Here is a 21,871-nt window from a genome sequence, read left to right as displayed (position 1 = left end):
AGGAGGCAAATTATGACGAACATTGATTCACTATTATCTAGTCATCAAGCATTATTAGAAGAACATGCTAAGCAGATTGGATACCAAATCGTAAATATACGCCAGATTGTAGATAAGCGAATGAAGGAGATTCATGATGGGGAAGATCATTTACTAGAAGCCCAGTGTGTCGGGTTAAATAGGATAATTGATACTTTACGGACTGATGCTAGATGTATATTATTTACAGAGGGATTTAAAAATTTTCTAGGCAAACTTGATCACATAGAGTATAGTTGGGACGTGGATTATATAGACATAATTAGAACGGATCCAAGTAATTGGATGTTGGCAAATTTTAAATTGCCCATAGGTTTAATGGATTACAAGGTTATAGAGTGTACGAATGCCTATGATGATGAAGAATTTTATACCGGGTATGAGCATGTAGTGTCATTAGAGATAGACGGAGAAAAAAGTCCCTTAATATTAAATTACAGTCGCGACCGTGATCAGTATATCGAAGAATGTTCTCTGGCAGAAATCGTACAAGAATACGGAGACTGTGATTTTGAAAGGATCTTGGAAAGTATTACCGAAAAAGAGGAAGAAATTCAACAGTTAGGTCGGGAGATTGCCATACTGGTAGTCTATTCAATCAGTTTGTTTACACTAAAACCATCCGTGTCAGTGTTTGAATATAATTCATCAATTCCGGAAAAGTACTTATCCTGGTTTGCGCCTCCCAAGATATCTGATAACTGTTAAGTTATAGATTTACGGTTGCCATTTTTCAACTATATCCATACAAGTAAAACTATGACTAGTATAGACAAAATACTGTTAAAATACAAAGTATTAGTCGAAACCCATGCTAATCGATTTCGTCCTCAACTTGATGCTTTATACCATTTCGTAGATGAGTCCATGAAAGAGATTCAAAATACTGAAAGAGAAATATTAGAATCACAGAATGTAGAGCTGAAGAAGATAATTGATGCTTTGCAGGTTGATCCTCGTATTTTGTTATCGACGGACGAATTTAAGCAGTTTGTAGAGATCCTAGGAATAGCCGAGTGTTGGTGGGAGTGGGAAGAATTAGAGGATCTACCTGCTATTGACAAAGATCCTACCAATTGGTTACTGGCAAAATTACAACTGCCTTTAATTATTAGGGATTATCAAGAATTTGAGGATCCTTATGCCTATGATGACACAAGCACATATACCTTGTATGGATATAAAATTTCCCTAAAACTAGGAAATAGAATATGTACTATGGAGGTAGAGCGTAGGCGTGTTTATGAAAACAGATGCAAAGAGTTTTCTCCGGAGAAGCAGATTGCCTACTACATCTTATCTCCCATTAGGGATCTATTAAGAAGTATGAATTACTCAGAACAAGAAATAGACCAGCTAGGGGGAGAGATGGGCATATTAGTTTTTTATGTGGCCAAGCTTTTTGAGTTAAAACCTACAGTGTCAGTATTTGAATACAATTCAATGAAAAGAATTTATTAGGAAATAAACAGATGGAATTATATTTTAGTACTTCTGCCTATGGTGGAACATCAACCCGTCAAGTTTTGACCATGTTCTGGGAATTAGGAATCAAGGAGGTAGAACTAGCAATTGGTCCACGCTGTGATCGGGATGCAGTCAAAGCGATTACAGAATTTCAGCAAAAAGGCATGACTTATAGGGCTCATCATGCCTTTGTGTGGGGAGAAACTCACAAAAGCTTCAACCTAGCGGAACCCCAGGAATGGAGCTATTTTGAGCGCATGATGGACTGGTTAGGAGATTTAAAAGTAACAGCGTATTCTGTTCATGGAGGAGATTTTCATAGAGGTCAAGAGAGAGAAAAAGCCTATGGGCAGTTTAAAGAAAATGTTCAAAATTTACAACAAATCTGTGAAAAGCGGGGAATTGTCCTGGGGGTAGAGACCATGTATCCCACACCTCCTAATAGTTGGAATTACTATCTGTTGGATAACAGTTGGGAATTGACCCGATTTTGTGAGGAGCTACCTGAGATGAAAATCGTAGTTGATTTAGCACATGTTAATATTTGGCGTAATCAGAGCTTGTCAGAAAAACTAGAGTGGCTAAAACTTCCATCAGAGAGGATTTTGGAGATTCATATATCTGATAACGATGGCAAAAGAGATATACATTCACCAATTACAGACAGCACCTGGTGGGTTCCATACGCAGCACAGATTCCTAGAGCAATCCCCATCGTAATAGAGAGTAGATTAAATAGGTTTCCCCCATCAATTGTCAAAGAACAGTACTTGTACACCCACAACCTGCTCAACCACAGTCCATCAACTTCCCTCGTCTCCAGGTAAACTGGTGGAATTGATTGATAAACATTAGTAAAACCATGACTGCGTTTTTATTAGAAGTTGGCACAGAAGAACTACCAGCAAGCTTTTTGAGTAGCGCGATTACACAATGGCGATCGCGCATTCCCCAAATGCTGGAAGCTCATGGTCTCCCCATAGAAAAAGTAGCGGTTTTTGGTACCCCTCGTAGATTAGCAGTGCTGATCACCGGGTTACCATCCCAGCAACTGGATCGGGAAGAAGAAATTAAGGGACCACCTGCCCAAGCAGCATTTAAAGATGGTAAACCAACCAAAGCAGCAGAAGGGTTCGCTAAAAAGCAAGGGGTAGAATTATCTGCTTTAGAGGTTCGTTCTACAGATAAGGGGGATTTTATCTTTGTCAATAAAAAGACCCCAGGGAGACCCATAACAGAAATTTTGACCGAACTAGTTCCCCAATGGGTTTGGAGCTTAGAAGGAAAGCGGTTAATGCGCTGGGGGAGTGGGGATGGGAGGTTTTCTCGTCCTATTCGCTGGTTAGTTGCTTTATTGGATGGGGATGTTTTACCCTTAGAATTAAGAAATGGGGAAAAAATAGTTAAGAGCGATCGCATTTCCTGGGTACATAGGGTTTTACATCGGGAAAGGGTGAGTATTTCCCATGCGACAGAATATGTGGAAACATTGGCCAATGGTTATGTGATAGTTTCTCCAGAGGATCGGGAGAAAATAATTGTAGAGCAGGTGAATAGAGCTGTAGAAGAGTTGGGTGGTTGTACAGAAATCTATCCAGAGTTGTTGGCAGAAACTACCAATTTAGTAGAATATCCCACAGCGGTGGTGGGTAGATTTGAAGATGAATTTCTCCAATTACCAACAGAAGTATCCACCACTGTCATGGTTACCCACCAGCGTTACTTCCCAGTTTTTAAAAACCGGGATGGAAGAGAACTACTACCAAACTTTGTCACCATATCCAATGGGGATCCAGCAAAATCAGATATTATTGCACTGGGTAATGAGAGAGTAATTCGAGCGCGGTTAGCAGATGGGAGATTTTTCTATGAAGCGGATTTAGCCAAGTCTCTAGAAGAGTTTTTACCCCAATTAGAAACAGTTACATTTCAAGAAGATCTAGGTTCTGTGCGAGCCAAAGTCACAAGAATCGGGAATATAGCCCAGGTGATTTGTCAACAATTGGGATTAGGAGAAACTGAAACCGAGAGAGTGCAAAGAGCTGCTCTATTGTGCAAAGCGGATTTAGTCACCCAAATGGTATATGAATTTCCCGAATTACAAGGTATCATGGGTGAAAAATATGCCCTAGCTAGTAGAGAGGATGAGGAAGTAGCTAAAGCCATTTTTGAGCATTATCTACCCAGAAATGCTGATGACATTTTGCCCACCACCCTCACAGGGAAAATCGTGGGCTTAGCTGATAGACTAGATACCCTAATTAGCATCTTTGGTTTAGGTTTAATTCCCTCTGGTTCCTCCGATCCCTTTGCCTTACGTCGGGCCGCCAATGCCATTGTGAATATTACCTGGGTTGCTAACCTACCAATAAATTTGGAGTATTTATTAGAGTACACAGCAACTTCCTTTGCTCACACTTTCCATAAAGATGCTCAATCTTTAATATCCATCCTGCAAGAATTTTTCATCCAACGTATTCGCACCCTACTCCAAGAAGAAAAACACATAGATTACGATCTAGTTAACGCCGTGTTAGGAGAACAGGATCCGGAATATATAGAACGCGCACTACAGGATCTACTAGACATTCGCGATCGCGCCACCTATCTACAACAAATCCGCCATAATGGCACCCTAGAGAGAATCTATGAAACCATCAATCGTTCCACTAGGTTAGCAGCACAGGGGGATTTAGACTTGCAACAGTTAATCCCGGATGAATTAATTAATCCCACATTGTTTCAAAAATCATCCGAGACTGCCCTTTATCAAGCCCTAGTAGCATTAGTGCCCCAGACCCAACTTGCACAACAAACGCGCAACTATCAGTTACTAATAGCCGCCCTGGAAAAAATTGCCCCCACGGTCAGCCAATTCTTTGACGGAGAAGATAGTGTGCTAGTTATGGATCCAGACCCACACATTAAACGCAATCGGTTGAATTTACTAGGTCTACTACGTAACCACGGTCGAATTTTAGCAGATTTTGGAGCCATCGTCAAAAACTTGTAGCCAAAATTAACAAAAACCAGTGTAATTTTTGCCAATTAACGCTAAGATGGGGGAGCTTAACCAGGGATGCTGCACAGTCTATGCCAAAAGCCATTGTAATGGGATTAGGAAAGTCCGGTATTGCTGCGGCGAGATTGTTGAAACAGGAAGGATGGGAGGTAGAAATTTGGGACAGTAATACCTCCCCATTTCTCCTGGAACAACAACAAAAACTTGCCCAGGAACAAATCACTGTCAAATTAGGAAATAACCCAGAATTAAAAGAGAACCAGTTACCAAAATTAATCGTAGTTAGTCCAGGAGTTCCATGGGATATTCCCCTGCTGGTTAAAGCACGAGAAATGGGAATAGAAACCATGGGAGAAATGGAACTAGCATGGAGACAACTACAAAATATTCCCTGGGTGGGAATTACTGGTACCAATGGTAAAACCACCACTACAGCTTTAACAGCGGCTATTTTTCAAGCAGCTGGTCTTCATGCTCCTGCTTGTGGTAACATTGGTTATGCTGTAGCGGAAGTAGCTCTAGAAGTAGCTTTAGGCGCAAAACCACCAGACTGGGTGATAGGAGAACTCAGTAGTTACCAAATAGAATCTTCCTGGAGTCTTTTTCCTCACATAGGAATTTGGACGACTTTTACACCAGACCATTTAGCTCGTCACAAAACTCTAGAAAACTACTATGATATTAAAGCTAAACTGCTGAGAAACTCCCGCTTACAAATTATTAATGGTGACGACGCTTATTTAAGTAAAGTTGGTTTACAACATTGGCCCTATGCTTACTGGACAAGTGTCAAAGGACTAGGTCATTTAATAGGGGGAAAAGGGTTTTATATAGAAAATGGCTGGGTAACGGAAAAACTATCCTCTGATTCTGAACCTCAACCAATAGTAGCAGTCACAGATCTAAAAATGGTGGGGGAACACAATCAGCAAAACCTACTTATGTCAGTGGGAGCAGCAAGATTAGCTGGAATAGAAATTGCTGCTATCAACCATGGAGTCCAGCAATTTCCCGGGGTTCCCCACCGCTTACAACATGTTTGTACCTGGGAAGGAATTCAATTCATCAATGATAGTAAAGCGACAAACTACGATGCAGCTGAAGTAGGTTTAAAATCGGTAAAAAGTCCAACAATTTTAATAGCTGGTGGTGAAGCAAAAGCAGGGGACGACACAGGTTGGTTGAAGAGAATTCAAGAGAAAACCGCAGCGGTATTATTAATTGGTAGTGCTGCTGAAACTTTTAGTAAAAGGTTAGAAACTGTAGGGTATGGTAACTTTGAAATTGTGGAGACTATGGAAAAAGCCATTCCCAGAGCTGCACAATTGGCCAAACAGTACCAAGCCACCACGATTCTATTATCACCAGCTTGTGCCAGTTTTGATCAGTATGCCAACTTTGAAGTTAGGGGTGATCATTTTCAGCAATTATCGCTAGAATGGGCCAGTTCAGCAATTACTAACAACTCCTAGCTAGATGTGCTTGCTCATGCCAAAAACAACTTATAGGCGGGGTTTTGAGTTTCCTCCCAATAGCGGTAACCTAAGGAATCCAGAAAATCCCGCCATTCTTGCATTTCACCTGGTGGTACTTGCATTCCCACCAGAATGCGCCCATAATCTGCTCCATTATTGCGGTAATGAAACAAACTGATATTCCAGTCGGGGGACATGGAACCGACAAATTTCATCAGCGCTCCTGGACGTTCAGGAAATTCAAACCGATACAATAGTTCGTGGTGAGCTAGGGAAGAGTGTCCCCCTACCATGTGACGTAGATGTAGTTTGGTCAGTTCATCATCGGTCAAATCTATGGTTTTTAAACCATGCAGTTGAAATTTCTCTACTATTTTAGCAGCATCAGCTCGATTTTCAATCTGCACACCCACAAAAATATGAGCTTCTCGATCATCTGCAATGCGATAATTAAATTCTGTTAGGTTTCTATCACCTAAACATTCACAAAATTGTTTAAGACTCCCTGGTTTTTCAGGAATATTCACTGCGAAAATTGCTTCCCGACGCTCTCCAAATTCAGCTCTCTCTGCAACGAACCGTAAACGGTCAAAATTCATGTTCGCACCACAAGCTACCGCCACTAAGGTTTTTCCTTGAAGCTGTTCCCTTTCTGCATAGCACTTAGCTGCTGCAATAGCTAATGCACCTGCAGGTTCCAAAATTGAACGAGTATCTTCAAAAACATCTTTAATGGCTGCACAGGTGGCATCCGTATCTACTAGCATAATTTCATCCACATATTCCTGACACAGACGAAAAGTTTCTTCTCCCACTTCTTTTACTGCTACCCCATCAGCAAATAAACCCACTTGGGATAAGCGCACCCGATGTCCAGCCTTTAAGGATTGATACATAGCATCAGCATCTACGGGTTCCACACCGATAATTTTGATTTCGGGACGTAGACGTTTCACATAAGCTCCTATCCCGGAAATTAACCCACCCCCACCAATAGCTACGAAAATTGCATCTATTGGTTGTTGGTATTGACGTAGTATTTCCATACCAATAGTTCCCTGACCAGCTATGACATGAGGATCGTCAAAAGGATGGATAAAAGTTAGTCCCTTTTCCGCTTCTAATTTACGAGCATAAGCATAAGCATCATCATAGGTATTTCCATATAAAATTACTTCTCCCCCACGGGATTTAACAGCATTTACTTTAACTAGAGGGGTTGTAACCGGCATAACAATCATTGCTCTTGCTCCTAAGCGACTAGCAGATAGAGCTACGCCTTGAGCATGATTACCAGCGGAAGCAGCAATAACACCCTGTTTAAGTAGGTCTTGGGGTAAGTTGGCCATTTTATTATAAGCACCCCGCAGTTTAAAGGAAAAGACTGACTGCATGTCTTCCCGCTTGAGCAGCAGTTTATTGTGAATGCGGTTTGATAGGTTGGGAGCATATTCTAGGGGTGTTTCCTGGGCTACGTCGTAGACTTTGGCTGTGAGAATTTGTACTAAGTAGTCACAATACATGTTGATAGATGCAAGATAGAGAGTTTCTTGGAGTTAGATCCTCAATTTTATCTTAAACCGCGACCCCGGATTTATCGGGGGAGCGTCAAGCTAGGACATTTTGTGAACTTTCATCTTTCAATGTTTGGGGTATGGATGCAGATAATAAAAGCATATTACTAGTCATATAAGCTAACAAGCTAGACCATAATAAATGATTACTATGAAAATACCAAGCAGCAATTACTAGTGGTATGAAACTGACTATGAAGGACAATAATACCACATTACGCAAAGTACCTCCTTCTCTTAAACCAATAAAATAACCTTCTAAAACAAAAGTCATACCTGTAACTATGCAAATGGGAAGTAACCAAATAGTATATTGGTTAATATCTTGATTGACTTCTGTATGATTAGTTAATAGTCCAAATATCTGATTGGGAAATAAAATGGAACTATTATCCATATAAAAAATAGCACAAGTTTGTAAGATTGGCTGGATTTAAAGAAAGAATTTACAATTAGTATAGTAATAAGTCTCAAGAATATTAACTTAGACTAGATGTTTAAAAGCCTAGTAATTTACAGCAGATTCTTTCGTTATGAAGTACATCATAGCCCCTCATCGCTTGCGGGATGGGGCCCGGGGTGCGGTTATTGTACCTCATGACAGTGGAAAGTGCTGTATCAATACATTGAGAGTTAAAAAGATCTGTATTAGAAGAATAGGGTTTTAGGACTAAACCTTTAATGAGATAATGATTATATTAAAACGGCAAGTTGTGATTCAATAGAGAAGAACACGGAAGATGCAGATAACTAAGATAAAAAGGAAGATAGAAATGATTACATTGATTTACCGACGGAATTTGACGAGAATTTTAATTCTGGCTTTTTTCTCGCTCATGACCTGGTTGAATTTCACTCCCCCAGATATTACTCCTACAGCTATAGCTCTGGGTGGTAAATTACCCCCTGTTAATCAGCTCGCACCTACTTTTACTCTACCCACAAATACGGGGGATGGGAAGATTTCTTTGGCTGATTTTAGAGGTCACTGGGTGGTTTTATACTTCTACCCTAAGGATTTTACCTCTGGTTGTACTATTGAAGCACGACGCTTTCAACAGGATTTGCCCAAGTATCTGGAAAAAAATACTAGGATTGTTGGTGTGAGTGCGGACAGTGTGGACTCCCATGCTAAATTTTGTGACTCCCAGGGATTAAAATTCCCTCTGTTAGCTGATACTGATGGTGCAGTTAGTAAAGCATACGGATCCTGGATTGGTTTTTTCTCCATGCGTCATACTTTTATTATTGACCCACAGGGTACTCTCAGAGAAATTTTTCTGGGAGTTAATCCTAATGTTCACAGTCAAGAAGTTTTGGCACGTTTGGTAGAATTACAGAAAACATCTCTAGAACTGTCTTTAAATGAATCATGATGTCTTTCTTGTCCCTCCAGGAAAGAAAATCTCCTTGGGGGACTATGACCCCAGCTACAAGGCTGAATTTCATCAAAAAGTTGATGCTGTTAAAAAATTAAGAGCGGGTATCAAAGAACTGGCTAGATATCAAGATGTTCTCTATGCCCAAAATACTTATGCTCTCCTCATTATCTTTCAAGCTATGGATGCTGCTGGAAAGGATAGCACCATTAAACACGTTATGTCTGGTGTAAATCCCCAAGGGTGTCAGGTGTTTAGTTTTAAAGCACCTAGTGATGAAGAGTTGGATCATGATTACCTATGGCGATCTACTAGGTGTTTGCCAGAACGAGGTAGGATTGGTATATTTAACCGTTCTTATTATGAGGAATTATTGGTAGTAAGAGTACATCCAGAAACCCTCGCTAGACAACAACTTCATCATTTTCCCCAGGGTAATCAACTCTGGAAACAGCGGTTTGAGGAAATCAACAATTTTGAAAAGTACCTGGTTAATAATGGTATTGTTATTCTCAAGTTCTTTCTCCATATCTCACCACAGGAACAGAAAAAACGCTTTCTCCAAAGAATTGAATCCCCAGCTAAACATTGGAAGTTTTCTGCAAGTGATGTTCGAGAACGCGCTTTTTGGCATGATTATATGATTGCCTATGAGGATGTATTTAACCACACTAGCACTAAACACGCCCCTTGGTATATCATCCCGGCAGATCGTAAATGGTTTACAAGGCTAGTGGTGTCGGAGATTATCTGTGATAAACTAAAAGAACTAGACTTGCAATATCCAATTGTTAGTGAAGAACATCAGCAACAACTTCTACAAGCTAAAAAGCTTCTTGAAAGTGAAGACATCACTAACTTCCACCCTAGAACGAGCGATCGCATTTCCTAAGAGCGATCGCCAGCAATAGAAAACTAACCAAGTCAGTTTTAAGGTGTTTTTTCCGCCATTAATAACTGACGAATTAATCTGGCCATAGCTTTTTGGGTAAAGCGACCAGCAATTTGCTGACCTAAATGATGGACTTTGGGATTCACCAAAATCTCCATTAATTGGGGAGCAAGTTTGCTAGGATCAAAACCTCTGGTTTGTTGTAAAATGCCTACAATTCGCTGAATATGTTCTAGTGTCTGTTGTTGTTCAACTGTTGCACCAGCTACTTCATTAACTGCTGTCAAACCGAATTTTTGTCTAAGTAAAGAGGTGAAGTTATGGAGAACATTTTTACCCACTGCATCTAGTCCATTGACAACCTCATCCACCAATTTATCGCGAATAAATCCACCACGCTGGGAAGATAAAAATTCCACAGTTTGATTCATGACTAAATTCAAGTCATAGTCCTGATTATTACGGGCATTTTTTAACAAGTTCTCTAAACGATTCCAGCGAAATTTGCCATCTTTAAATAGTAGATCTTGTAGGGATGCTCGCAATTCTTCCGATGGGTCAGTTAATAGTCTTTTGGAAACATAGGGATAAGCTTCACTCAGAACTTTGAAGTTTGGATCAATATAAATGGCAATCCCTTCTAAAGTAACTAAGGAACGAATAATCAAAGCATAATAAGGAGGTACTCTAAAAGGATACTCATACATTAACTGCGATAAATCATCCGTGATACTTTTAATATTTAGTTCAGCTACGCTTGCACCCTGAGCATTAGCAAAAACTCTGGCAAATGCAGGAACTATTGGTGTTAAATCCGTATCTGGAGTGAGAAACTCCAGTTTAACATAGTCTTTTGCTAAAGAGTCAAAGTCCCGATTAACAACATGAACGATGGCCTCAATTAAACCATAACGCTGGGGTGGTTTAACCTCACTCATCATCCCAAAGTCTAAATAGGCTAGCTTACCATCAAAGGTGGCTAATAAGTTACCAGGGTGAGGATCTGCATGAAAAAATCCATGTTCTAGTAATTGTCTGAGGGAACACTGTACTCCTATTTCTATTAGATAACGCGCATTGATGCCTAGGGTCTCAATTTCTTGTGGTTGGGTCAGTTTAATCCCATTAATCCACTCCATTGTTAATACACGCCGGTTGGTATATTCCCAGTAGATTTTAGGTACGTAAATATCTGGGAGGTGTCCATACAATTCAAAAAAGCGTTCAGCATTTTCCCCTTCCCGGATATAGTCCATTTCCTCAAAAATGCGACTACCTAATTCGTCCAAAATTCCCACTAGGTCACTTCTGACCCGTTTCACATTTTTTTGCACCCAACCAGCTAAAATTCTTAGAATATATAGATCAATGGTGATTCTTTCTCGCAAATCTGGACGCTGGACTTTGATTGCTACTTCTTCCCCAGTTTTCAGTCTACCTTTATAAACCTGTCCTAGGGAAGCTGCTGCAATCGGTTGGGGTGATATTTCACTGTATATATCTTCCGGTAAACCACCTAACTCTTCTTTGATAAATTGGTATGCTATCTCATTGGGAAATGCTGGTAGTTGATCTTGTAATTTAGTTAGCTCTTCTAAATATATGGGAGGAACTAAATCTGGTCTAGTGGATAGAGCTTGTCCTATTTTAATATACGCAGGCCCAAGTTTTGTTAGCAATTCTCGCAGTTGAATCGCTATGGGGCGGTGGTTTTCCACAACTATCCCTCGCCTTTTATCCCACCATAAGGCAAAAATTAAGGATAATACAGGTACCATTACTGCTAATATTCGCTGTAAAACTTGTCCTAGTTTATCTTGGTAATGTGCTGCAATCTGTTGAGGATCATAGTATAATTGTTCTGGCTCGGCTTCAGCCAGGACTTTTGGTTGATGGTGTGTTCTTGATCTGGTTGTACTAATCATTAAGCTTTTATTAGTGTTCTTGGGTGTTTAATTGTGGACAATTCCCTTTCAGAACTGTCCTTGGTACCATGTCAACAAGCTATAAAATAAGGTTTGTTAACTATTGTAACGATATGTTGCTCTTTTGTCACATAATTGGTGAGGAGAGTTTATAACCGAGGTAAAAGTTTGGGAATCAGATTGCCAGGAATTTTAGAGAGGGCTAGATTTTGCCCCTGAATACCTAGCTCATGATGGAAAGTGCGAATTATTTTCACAATTTGGTTAAATGTTTCCTGATAAGGTTGTGTATTTTCTTCTAAACCATTGAGAGTTTTTAAAAAATAATCTAGGGATGTTTGTAAATGGTAGGAAACAATTTCTTTATCACCTTTAAAATGTGAATCGGTTATGAGTTGATAGTGAGCTAGTGCTAGGTTATTTTGTGTCCCTAAGATATCAAAACTCAAATCTTTCTGATGGAAAGAATTGGCTATAGTTAAAGTATCTTCGTAGGTCTCAATAGATAATTTTAGTAAATTTTGGCGATTTTCTCCTTTCATATGTGGTAGATTGCTCAATTGCCAATAGGCAGTTCCTAAATTGTTACGGGTGACTGCACAACCAATGGGAATATTCTCTGGAGTCCTATATTTTAAGGCTTCTTGGTAAAAATCTATTGCTAATTGTAAATTCTTTTCTGGTGTTTCATAGTGGGATAAGTTCCAATAAGCAGTGCCAATATTATTTTGAATCATTCCATACTTAATAGGATCCTTTTCCGCTTGATAATGACTTAGGGCTGAACTATAAGCGGAAATCGCTTGTTTAAGATTTTTTTCTGGTTCACTATGTTGCGCTAGATGCCAATAAGCAGTACCTAAATTATTTTGACAGGAAGCATATTTATGAGAATCCATTTCTTCCTTGCGATAATTCAATGTTTCCTTATATGCTTTTATTGCTGCTTGCCAGTTTTCTAAGGGCTGATAAAATTTTGCCAGGTCACCATAAGCTGTGGCTAAGTTATTTTGCACTCGAGCATAGATCTCTGGCTGACTATCACATTCAATCATCTTTAAAACTAATTGGTAAAACTCTAAGGACTGTTCTATATATGTTTGTGCCTCCTGGCTGCTTACGGATGTACGATGTAGCATCCAATATAGAGTACCTAAATCATTTAAAGTATCTGGCACTAAAGGTGAAGTTTCATCATAACTGAGAGATTCCTGGTAGGCGATAATTGCTACCATTAAATTGTCTAGATTTGCATCTCCCTGTTCAATGCGCAGGCGATATAAAGTTCCTAGGTTGTGGTAGGCCTGAGCAATTTCTTCTTGGGAGTCTTGCGTGAGGTTAATTGTTAATTTCTCAATTTCCCATAGTAGTTGTTTAATTTGCCAATTAGTATCTCTATCCTCATCAATGTTTGGGTTCAGTGTTTTAGGAATTAGGGAAATTAACTCCTGATTAATATGTGAAAAAGATGAAAGTTTAGGAATATTAAGAACAAACGGAACTATTTGATTCTCTCTCTCTGTAGTTTCTTTAGTTTCATTGTCCAAAGATTTTCCATTATCTTCATCAGGTTGATAGTTGAAGATGGTTGATTCCTCAACTACAGATGAGTCTAATTTTTCTAATCTGATACTTCTCAATTCAGAAGAATTCTGTGGATAATTAGGATTTTCTATACCTCCTGTTGGCTCTCCCTCAAAAATAAATACGCCTGTTCTATATTGCCAAAATTGCGGAGCTGATTGTTGAATCGCATACAACCAAGGACGGGTAACCCAAAACAATAAGTTGGAATTTACAATTGAAGTGCTTTGGTTCTTGCTAAAGTATTCTTCGCTCAGTTTTAAATTATGTAAGAATAACCTCTGTACTGCTATTGACTGTTTGGTCAACTGCTCTACCCCCACAATTTGAAATGCTGGGATTGGTAAAACCTTACCTGGTGAGTCTTGTGATTTCCCAACTCTTGGTGGTGGGTAATTCCCTAACCACTGGTTAATTTGAGCTATGGGATTGGGATCATTTAGGTTTAATCTCACGGTTACTAATCGAGGATAAGCTGGAGTGCTAATTCCTTGTTTTTCTCCAACAGGGTACAGCACCTGTTCTACTGGATAAGCCAAATTAGAATGTAGTTTGCTGGCTACCTGATTCCTAATATTTATATTATCACATACTGCAAAAAATATTTGACGTCGTAGGGATACGCTTAATGCTAATCTTAAACGTCTATATACTTGCCGATTTAAAGTAAAAATATCCGTAGTGGGATTTTCATTCACATTCATACTGGCTATAACAGCCTAAATAGTGGTGGTTGAAAAGGTATTTCGCCCAAGAGAGGGAATGATTCATTGGTCTTTCCCTACCATTAACCTGTTTTTTGATAATTTAGCATAGTAAGCGTACTTATTTATATTTAAAGTCTCTTTAATTCTATCAAAGAATAAAAAAATCAGGTTCCCCCTAAGATGAGAACCTGATGGTCAGGGATATTAAGTTTTATGAATTTTATCAGCTGCTTAGGTTTTAGAAAGATGGTTTTCTAACTAGGATTTGACACTGCGAAGGCAATAAAAACTACGCCAACTATTAAAAGTGCTCCGAGTCCGCCTAAAATTACATAATTCAGTTTTTGTTTACCCGTTGGAGGTTCAGCTTCATAAACCTTGGGTTCCTGGGCAAAATTGTTGAGCCGACCGCCCTCTTCTGTTGTGTATGGCATGAAATGATTCCTTGTTACATTTCTTTATTTGGGATTACATAATATTATAATTTCAATTGACATTTTTCCATAAAACTTTACATCAGGTTACCTTGGATTATGTTATTGCAAGTAATAGCTCAGCTTATAAGTCTTACTGAGCTATTTACACCGCTAGGTTAGTCGAGAAAACCCATTAATAGTCCAGAATCATCAATTTCATTTGACGCTATGGGACGATTGCCAAAAACCGAGTAGTTCTCTGAAATTACTAAGGAGCTAGAGCCAACAGGACGAATTCCGGATAGGTTAATACTATTGACAACAGTAAACGTGTTGGCACCAATAGGGCGGATACCTAGTGCATTGTAAGTTTCCACTACTTGTAAGGTGCTGGTGCTAATAGGACGCAAACCAGCAATGGAGACTGTTCCAGCTATCTGCAATCCACTGCTACCAATGGGACGTTCCCCAGCTATGACAATTGTTCCTTGACCAGTCTGCTCTGTATTACTTTGTTGATTTTCTTCCACTTTTTTATCTCCCTTAGGATATTAACAGAATCCAAGTAGGCGCTTATAAACTAAATTCATCCACTGTGTTAAGTGGATTTTACAATAGTTAAGGAAAAGTATTTTTTTCCTCATATACTAAAGTTTACCCCGAAACGGCTACAATATAATTATCTTGTCTCGCTCAGATTATGGCCCAATTTACTCTTCAAGCTCCTTTTTCCCCCACCGGAGATCAACCCCAGGCGATCGCTCAAATGATTAAGAACATTGAAGGGAAACAGCGGTATCAAACTCTACTGGGTGCGACGGGAACGGGCAAGACCTTTTCTATTGCAGCAGTGATAGAGAAGGTGGGCAAACCCACCCTGGTGCTGGCCCATAATAAGACCCTGGCGGCCCAGTTGTGTAATGAGCTGAGGGAGTTTTTTCCCCATAACGCGGTGGAGTATTTTGTCAGTTATTACGACTATTATCAACCAGAAGCCTATATTCCCGTTACCGATACATATATAGAAAAAACATCAGCTATTAATAGTGAAATAGATATGCTGAGACATTCTGCGACACGATCTTTGTTTGAGAGGGAAGACGTGATAGTTGTAGCATCTATTAGTTGTATATATGGTTTAGGTATGCCTGCTGAATATTTAAAAGCAGCAATAACTTTAGAAATAGGAATGGAGATAGATCCCAGAGAGGTAATAAGGAAACTAATCTCCGTGCAGTATAGTCGTAACGACATAGAAATTGGACGAGGTAAATTCCGAGTTCGTGGGGATGTGATAGAAATTGGGCCTGCGTACGAAGATAGAATTGTGAGAGTGGAATTTTTTGGTGATGACATAGATGCCATACGTTATGTGGATCCGGTGAATGGAGAAATTATGAGTAGTTTAGAAAGGATAAGTATTTATCCTGCACGTCACTTTGTCACCCCAAAAGAGAGATTAGAAATTGCCTGTTTAGAGATTTCTGATGAGTTAAAAGCATATAAATTAAAATTGGAAGAATTAGGAAAATTAGTTGAGGCACAAAGAATAGATCAACGGACGCGTTATGATATAGAACTGTTAAGAGAAGTAGGATATTGTAACGGCGTAGAAAATTACTCCCGTTATTTAGCAGGGAGACAAGCAGGAGAACCTCCAGAATGTTTAATTGATTATTTTCCCCAGGACTGGTTATTAGTAATTGACGAGTCTCATGTTACTGTTCCCCAAATTCGGGGGATGTATAATGGTGATCAAGCCAGGAAAAAAGTTTTAATTGATCATGGTTTTCGGTTGCCTAGTGCGGGGGATAATCGTCCTTTAAAAGCTGAGGAATTTTGGCAAAAAGTGTCTCAGTGTATTTTTGTTTCAGCCACTCCAGGCGATTGGGAAATAGAAGTTTCGGGTAAGAATATAGTAGAGCAGATTATCCGACCTACAGGAGTGTTAGATCCACAGATTTACGTTCGTCCCACAGCTGGACAGGTGGATAATTTGTTGGGAGAAATTCACGAGAGAGTGGATAATAATGAACGGGTGTTAATTACTACCTTGACTAAGAGAATGGCAGAAGATTTAACTGAATATTTAGAAAATAGATCCGTTCGGGTGAGATACTTACATTCAGAAATTAATTCCATTCAGAGGATTGAAATTTTACAAGATTTGAGAAATGGCAGTTTTGATGTTTTAGTAGGTGTCAACTTATTAAGAGAAGGTTTAGATTTGCCAGAGGTTTCTCTTGTGGTAATTATGGATGCAGATAAAGAGGGTTTCTTACGTGCAGAACGCTCCTTAATTCAAACCATTGGTCGTGCAGCACGTCATCTGCGCGGTAAGGTAATTATGTATGCTGATAATTTGACTGGTAGTATGATCAAAGCCATTGAAGAAACTGATAGAAGAAGGGGAATTCAAATGGCCTATAATAAAATACATAATATTACCCCCCAACCGGTTTTTAAAAAATCTGGTAACTCTATTCTCTCCTTTTTAGATGTTTCGCGACGCTTAAATGCCAATGATTTAAAGCTGGTGGATGAACAATGGCATGATTTGAATTTGGAGGAGATTCCACAACTGATTACTACCCTAGAAAAACAAATGCACGATGCTGCTAAAAAGATGGAGTTTGAACACGCTGCCAAACTGCGCGATCGCATTAAGTCCTTGAGGGATAAAATACTGGGTAAGTGAACGTTCACGGGTAAATCCCTAGGTTTTGTGTACCGGATTTGCATCTGAATATGACATAATGGTTCAAGCTATGGAAAAATAATCAATCTAAATCACTCTAAACTGCTGAGGAACTAAACAATGGGATATGTCATTGCAACTGCAAATATGAAGGGAGGAGTAGGTAAAACTACGGTGACTGTTAATTTGGCAACTTGCTTGGCTAAACATCATGGTAAAAAGGTGCTGGTTCTTGATTTAGATAGTCAAATCAGTGCGACCTTGAGTCTAATGTCACCGGGAGATTTTGCCAAACGTCGTAAACAAAGAAAAACCCTGAGATATTTATTAGATGAGGTAATTAATCCTGATCCTCAACCTGAATACAAAATTCATGATGTCATTGAGCCCGAATTGTGCAAGCTACCAAGTTTGAGTCTCTTACCAGGAGACATTGACCTATATGATGAATTTGTAGTTTCTGAAATGTTACACAATCAAGCTGTAGCTCTGGAAGAACGAGATTTTGAAACTATTTGGAATCGTTTTGAAAGGGTCTTAGTTAGGGATATTTTACAACCTGTTCGTGACCAATATGATTTTATTCTTTTAGATTGTGCTCCTGGTTATAACCTGATGACTCGTAGTGCTTTGGCCACTAGCGATTTTTATTTGCTCCCTGCTAAACCTGAACCTCTTTCTGTTGTCGGTATTCAATTGTTGGAAAGACGTATTGCTAAGTTGAAGGATAGTCATGAACATGAGGCCAAAATCAATATCCAAATGCTCGGTATTGTATTTAGCATGTGTAATACCAATATGTTAACTGGTAGATATTATAAACAAGTCATGCACAGAGTTGTAGAAGATTTTGGTGTAGAAACTATTTGTCAAGCACAAATCCCTGTTGATGTGAATGTGGCTAAGGCAGTTGATAGTTTTATGCCTGTAACCTTATTGAATCCTAGTTCATCTGGATCTAAGGCGTTTATTCATTTAACTGAAGAGCTGCTACGCCGTCTGTAACTACATAGGTCATGGGCTATTGTAGTTTAATGCCTAAAACTTGAGTGTAAGCACCTCTGGCTTGGGTTACACCTATTGTTCTTTGGGCAGACTCTATCATAGGACGACGCAAGCTGACCACAATAAACTGTGCTTGTTCTGCTTGTTGTTTAATCATTTTCGCCAATCTTTCAACATTAGCACCATCTAAGAACATATCCACTTCGTCAAAGGCATAAAATGGCGATGGGCGATAACGTTGGAGGGAAAAAATAAAACTGAGCGCTGTCAATGACTTTTCTCCCCCGGACATAGAAGCCAAACGCTGCACAGGTTTACCCTTGGGATGGGCAATCAGGTTTAAACTGCTATTAGAAGGATCCTCCGGATTATCAAGTTGTAAATATCCATCCCCATCTGATAGGGTGGCAAAAATTGATTGAAAATTCTCATTAACTGCATCAAAGGCTTCTTTAAATGCAATTTGACGTAGTGTGGTAAAGTTTTCAATCCTTAATAACAGTTCTGTTCTCTCTGCTTGTAGAGTATTTAGCTTTTCTGTTAGCTCTTTTACTCTTCCCTCAACTACCTCATAGTCAGTTAATGCCAACATATTAACTGGTTCCATTAACTGTAATCTTCTACCCAAACTGCGCAGCTCCTTTTGTAAATCTTCCAAGTCCACCTTATCAGGTACTTCTGGTATGGGATTGGGCAATTCTGTTCCCAGAGTTTGCAGTTGACCGTGTAGTTCGGTTAACTGTTCGCGTCGTTTCTCTTGAGTCTGTTGCAGTTTTTCAATTTCCCATTGTAATTTTTGCTGGGATAGGATCATATCCCTTAATTCTTGCTCTGTCCTATCTCTTTTCCTCTTCTCGTCACCTAGATTCTCCTCAATTTCCCTTAATCTGGATTGGATATGGATAATTTCTTGGGTTAGTTCCTCAACTTGATGGTTAACTGCGGACTGTTGATTAGTTAGAGTGATCTGGTCACCCTCATATTCCCCAACTCGCATTTGGGCTTCTCTAATTTTCTCTTCTAACCGCTGTTGTTGATTCCCCAAGTTTTGCAGTGTCTGCTCCATCTCCCTGACAGTGTTATCTTTTTGTTGTAATTGTTGCTCCCAACTTCTAATGGTAGTTTGGATTTCTTGCCATTCCCTAGGGGTTTGGGAGGCTTCCAATTCCGCCAGATTATGTCGTAATTGTTGCAATTGTTCTTCTTGAGTTGGCAGTTCCCGATCTAAAATTTCTAACCGGGTTTGAGCATAATTGACTTTCTCCGTATTTTGATGGAATTGTAAACGGGTAGTTTCCACTTGTCCATGCAAGTTATGGACTTCTTTCTTGAGCTGCTCTAAATACAACTGTTGCTCTCTACGTCCTTGTCTAGCTTCTGTTAATTCTAATCCCAGTTGTTTGCTGCGAGGGATTAAAGTGACTATAGCTTCCGCACAACGTTCTAAAACCCTATCAATATCTGCCAATCTAGTTCTTAAATTAATGAGTTCTTCTGATTCCTTACCCTCTCCAGTATCGAACTTTAAACCAGAGCGTTGAGTCTGACTACCACCTGTCATCGCACCGCTAGTTTCTAATAATTCCCCTCCCAGGGTGACGATTCGATATAGTCCTAATTGGTTTCTGGCCTGTTCCAAAGTTTTGAAAACCACCGTATTACCAAAAACATATTTAAATACCTCCTGATAGCGGTCATCACATTCTACCAGGTTCATGGCATATTCGACAAAACCATCAACATAACGAAGAGTTAAATCAGGAGTAAATTTAGAAGCTTTTATTTTATTTAAAGGTAAAAAGGTAGCTCTACCGGCACGTTTTTGTTTTAACAATTCAATTCCTGCTGAAGCCACACGTTCATCTTCCACCACAATATGACCTAGTCTTGCACCTGCAGCGGTTTCTAGGGCTAGATGATAGCGGGAATCAACCTTGCCCAATTCCACCACCAGCCCACATAATCCTGGTAAACCAGACTGAATAATGACCTTACTGGCTTGAGTTCCTTGTACTTCTTGTTGTGCTTGAGTTTGGGCCTCCAGTTTATCCAAAAGTCTTTGTTTTTCCCGCTGTTCTTGTAACAGTCGCTTTTGTGTATCCTGTTGGATTTGTAATTCCTGCTCTGCAGCTGCTAGTTTAGTTGCCAGATTCTCAATTGGTGTGGTAGAACTATTAAACTCAAGGGTTAATTCCTGGCATTCCGCTTGTTTTTGAGCTAATTGTGGTTCTAAAACACTCAAAAGCTCTGATTGTTCCCGAATTAGTTCCCGTAACTGAAAATTTCTCTCTCTTAATTGGGTTTGTTCCGTTCTTTGAGGTTCTACGGTTTGTAGCAAAGTCTCAATTTGACGATTAACAGACGACTGTTGTTGTACCCAGTGTTCAGAAGCAGTAGCAATTTCCGCCGCAACTTGACGGTAAGATTCTAACTGTGCCCTTGTTTGTTCACGTTCCTGTTGGTGATGGCTTAAAGTTGAACCCTCTAAAGAGTATTCTTGTTGATTTTGTTGCAAAACAGCCTGGTATTCTTCTATTTCCCCTTGGGTTTGATGGAGTTTTTTGATTGTCTCTTGTAAATGGGATGCTATTTCATTTTGTCGTCTATATAGTTGTTTACGTTCAGCTTCTTGATTAGCAAGGGTAGATTGAACTGCCAAAAGCTGATCTTCCCCTAGGGATTTAACGAGGATATTCAGTTGGTCCAATTGGCTATTTTGGTCTTGGATGTTTTGATTAGTTTGAGTTAAACTCCCAGTCAGTTGATTAGATGTTGCATCTCCAGCTTGAATATCCGTAGCCAATTGTTCCTGTTTGGACTGGAGAGAGCGCCAAGTTAAAACCAATTCCCAGGACTGTTTCTCTTGCAACTCTTTTTTAATTTGCTGGTATTTCTCTGCTTTTAGTTTATCTTGGTATAGACGATCTCGCTGTGCAATTAACTCACCTTCAATAATTCTACAGCTGTCTTCCTTTTCCTTAACTTCTTCCAGAGTCCCTTTAGCTTGGTTGATTTTTCTGTCATACGCTGCAACACCAGCCAACTCATCAATAATTTCCCGTCGTTCTTTCCCATTCATGGAGATAATGCTGGTGACATCACCCTGTAACACCACATTATAACCCTCTGGGTAAATTCTTAATCTTTCTAACTCTTCATGTAATTCCGTCAAAGTACAGGAACTGCCATTAATGTAATAGTTAGAGGTGTAACTACCCTGGGAATTGACCCGTAAACGTCGAGTCACACTCCATTGTGTTAAGGTAGGAGATTTATTTTCCTGTCCGTTTTGTGTAACTTCCTCTGTAACCTCTGGGGGTGACACCATATCAGAGATATCAAAGGTGACGGTTACAATGGCTTCAACAGAATTGCGCCCTTTAGCAGTTTGATTGTTGTTAACTAGATCGGGTAGTTTATCAGCACGCATACCCTTAGAACTGGATAGTCCTAAGCAAAATAGTAAAGCGTCCAGAATATTGGATTTACCTGAACCATTAGGGCCAGAAATGACGGTACATCCCGGTAGCAAGGGGACAGAAGTTGTACCACCGAAGGATTTAAAATTAGTAAGTTCAACCCGCTTAATATGCACCATTATTTAGGTGTAACTCAACTGGTTTTAATTGGAGTATTTAACCACCAGATAATTATAACAGACTCCTGGATTTTTAAGTTTGATCTTCTC

Annotated in this window: 16 protein-coding genes; 9 read left to right on the top strand and 7 right to left on the bottom strand. The window is 39.5% G+C overall.

The window, feature by feature from the left end; translation table 11 throughout:
* The first annotated feature begins 12 nt into the window (after positions 1–12).
* From ASL19_RS14560 to murD, 5 genes are all read left to right on the top strand, one after another.
* Positions 13–747: a hypothetical protein gene (locus ASL19_RS14560; RefSeq protein ID WP_057178888.1), complete on the top strand. Its 735-nt coding sequence runs from the start codon at positions 13–15 to the stop codon at positions 745–747.
* A 51-nt stretch (positions 748–798) separates the two neighbouring features.
* Positions 799–1,500: a hypothetical protein gene (locus ASL19_RS14555; protein ID WP_057178887.1), complete on the top strand. Its 702-nt coding sequence runs from the start codon at positions 799–801 to the stop codon at positions 1,498–1,500.
* Between the two features lie 11 nt (positions 1,501–1,511).
* Positions 1,512–2,333 (top strand): sugar phosphate isomerase/epimerase, encoded by an 822-nt coding sequence (locus ASL19_RS14550; RefSeq protein WP_057178886.1) that lies wholly within the window; start codon positions 1,512–1,514, stop codon positions 2,331–2,333.
* 35 nt (positions 2,334–2,368) lie between these two features.
* Positions 2,369–4,519: a glycine--tRNA ligase subunit beta gene (glyS, locus tag ASL19_RS14545; protein ID WP_057178885.1), complete on the top strand. Its 2,151-nt coding sequence runs from the start codon at positions 2,369–2,371 to the stop codon at positions 4,517–4,519.
* Positions 4,520–4,599: 80 nt separating this feature from the next.
* Positions 4,600–6,000, top strand: coding sequence for a UDP-N-acetylmuramoyl-L-alanine--D-glutamate ligase (murD, locus tag ASL19_RS14540; RefSeq protein WP_057178884.1), 1,401 nt, complete (start codon positions 4,600–4,602; stop codon positions 5,998–6,000).
* A 14-nt stretch (positions 6,001–6,014) separates the two neighbouring features.
* Here murD and ilvA read toward each other — a convergent pair whose 3' ends face one another.
* Both ilvA and ASL19_RS14530 read right to left on the bottom strand, forming a co-directional pair.
* Positions 6,015–7,526 (bottom strand): threonine ammonia-lyase, biosynthetic, encoded by a 1,512-nt coding sequence (ilvA, locus tag ASL19_RS14535; RefSeq protein WP_057178883.1) that lies wholly within the window; start codon positions 7,524–7,526, stop codon positions 6,015–6,017.
* 85 nt (positions 7,527–7,611) lie between these two features.
* Complete coding sequence (locus tag ASL19_RS14530; protein ID WP_057178882.1) at positions 7,612–7,974, bottom strand: hypothetical protein; 363 nt, start codon at positions 7,972–7,974, stop codon at positions 7,612–7,614.
* A 376-nt stretch (positions 7,975–8,350) separates the two neighbouring features.
* Between ASL19_RS14530 and ASL19_RS14525 the strand changes: the two genes are divergently transcribed.
* Both ASL19_RS14525 and ASL19_RS14520 read left to right on the top strand, forming a co-directional pair.
* Positions 8,351–8,953, top strand: a complete 603-nt coding sequence (locus tag ASL19_RS14525) for a peroxiredoxin (RefSeq protein ID WP_082604706.1) — start codon at positions 8,351–8,353, stop codon at positions 8,951–8,953.
* Positions 8,943–9,848: a polyphosphate kinase 2 family protein gene (locus tag ASL19_RS14520; RefSeq protein ID WP_057178881.1), complete on the top strand. Its 906-nt coding sequence runs from the start codon at positions 8,943–8,945 to the stop codon at positions 9,846–9,848. Before ASL19_RS14525 ends, ASL19_RS14520 begins: the two co-directional genes overlap by 11 nt.
* A gap of 38 nt (positions 9,849–9,886) precedes the next feature.
* Here ASL19_RS14520 and ASL19_RS14515 read toward each other — a convergent pair whose 3' ends face one another.
* The 4 genes from ASL19_RS14515 to ASL19_RS14500 form a co-directional block, all read right to left on the bottom strand.
* Positions 9,887–11,773 (bottom strand): AarF/ABC1/UbiB kinase family protein, encoded by a 1,887-nt coding sequence (locus ASL19_RS14515; RefSeq protein ID WP_057178880.1) that lies wholly within the window; start codon positions 11,771–11,773, stop codon positions 9,887–9,889.
* Between the two features lie 149 nt (positions 11,774–11,922).
* Positions 11,923–14,061, bottom strand: coding sequence for a tetratricopeptide repeat protein (locus ASL19_RS14510; protein ID WP_057178879.1), 2,139 nt, complete (start codon positions 14,059–14,061; stop codon positions 11,923–11,925).
* Between the two features lie 257 nt (positions 14,062–14,318).
* On the bottom strand, positions 14,319–14,498 hold the full coding sequence (gene psb34 / locus ASL19_RS14505; RefSeq protein ID WP_057178878.1) for a photosystem II assembly protein Psb34: 180 nt from the start codon (positions 14,496–14,498) through the stop codon (positions 14,319–14,321).
* Between the two features lie 158 nt (positions 14,499–14,656).
* Complete coding sequence (locus tag ASL19_RS14500) at positions 14,657–15,010, bottom strand: hypothetical protein (RefSeq protein ID WP_057178877.1); 354 nt, start codon at positions 15,008–15,010, stop codon at positions 14,657–14,659.
* Positions 15,011–15,180: 170 nt separating this feature from the next.
* On the opposite strand from ASL19_RS14500, the gene uvrB reads away from it, so the two are divergent.
* Together uvrB and ASL19_RS14490 are read left to right on the top strand one after the other, a co-directional pair.
* Complete coding sequence (gene uvrB, locus ASL19_RS14495; protein ID WP_057178876.1) at positions 15,181–17,178, top strand: excinuclease ABC subunit UvrB; 1,998 nt, start codon at positions 15,181–15,183, stop codon at positions 17,176–17,178.
* Positions 17,179–17,298: 120 nt separating this feature from the next.
* Entirely contained in the window at positions 17,299–18,183 is an 885-nt protein-coding gene (locus ASL19_RS14490; RefSeq protein WP_057178875.1) for a ParA family protein, read from the top strand.
* 16 nt (positions 18,184–18,199) lie between these two features.
* Here ASL19_RS14490 and smc read toward each other — a convergent pair whose 3' ends face one another.
* Positions 18,200–21,781 carry a chromosome segregation protein SMC gene (gene smc, locus ASL19_RS14485; protein ID WP_057178874.1) on the bottom strand — a complete coding sequence of 1,194 codons (3,582 nt, stop codon included), beginning with the start codon at positions 21,779–21,781 and terminating at the stop codon, positions 18,200–18,202.
* Between the last annotated feature and the right edge of the window lie 90 nt (positions 21,782–21,871).

It is taken from the genome of Cylindrospermopsis sp. CR12 (genome assembly GCF_001432185.1).
In the GTDB taxonomy this organism is placed as follows: Bacteria; Cyanobacteriota; Cyanobacteriia; order Cyanobacteriales; family Nostocaceae; genus Raphidiopsis; species Raphidiopsis raciborskii.
Note: the sequence above shows the minus strand (reverse complement) of the source record. Positions and strands in the feature narration are given on the sequence as shown.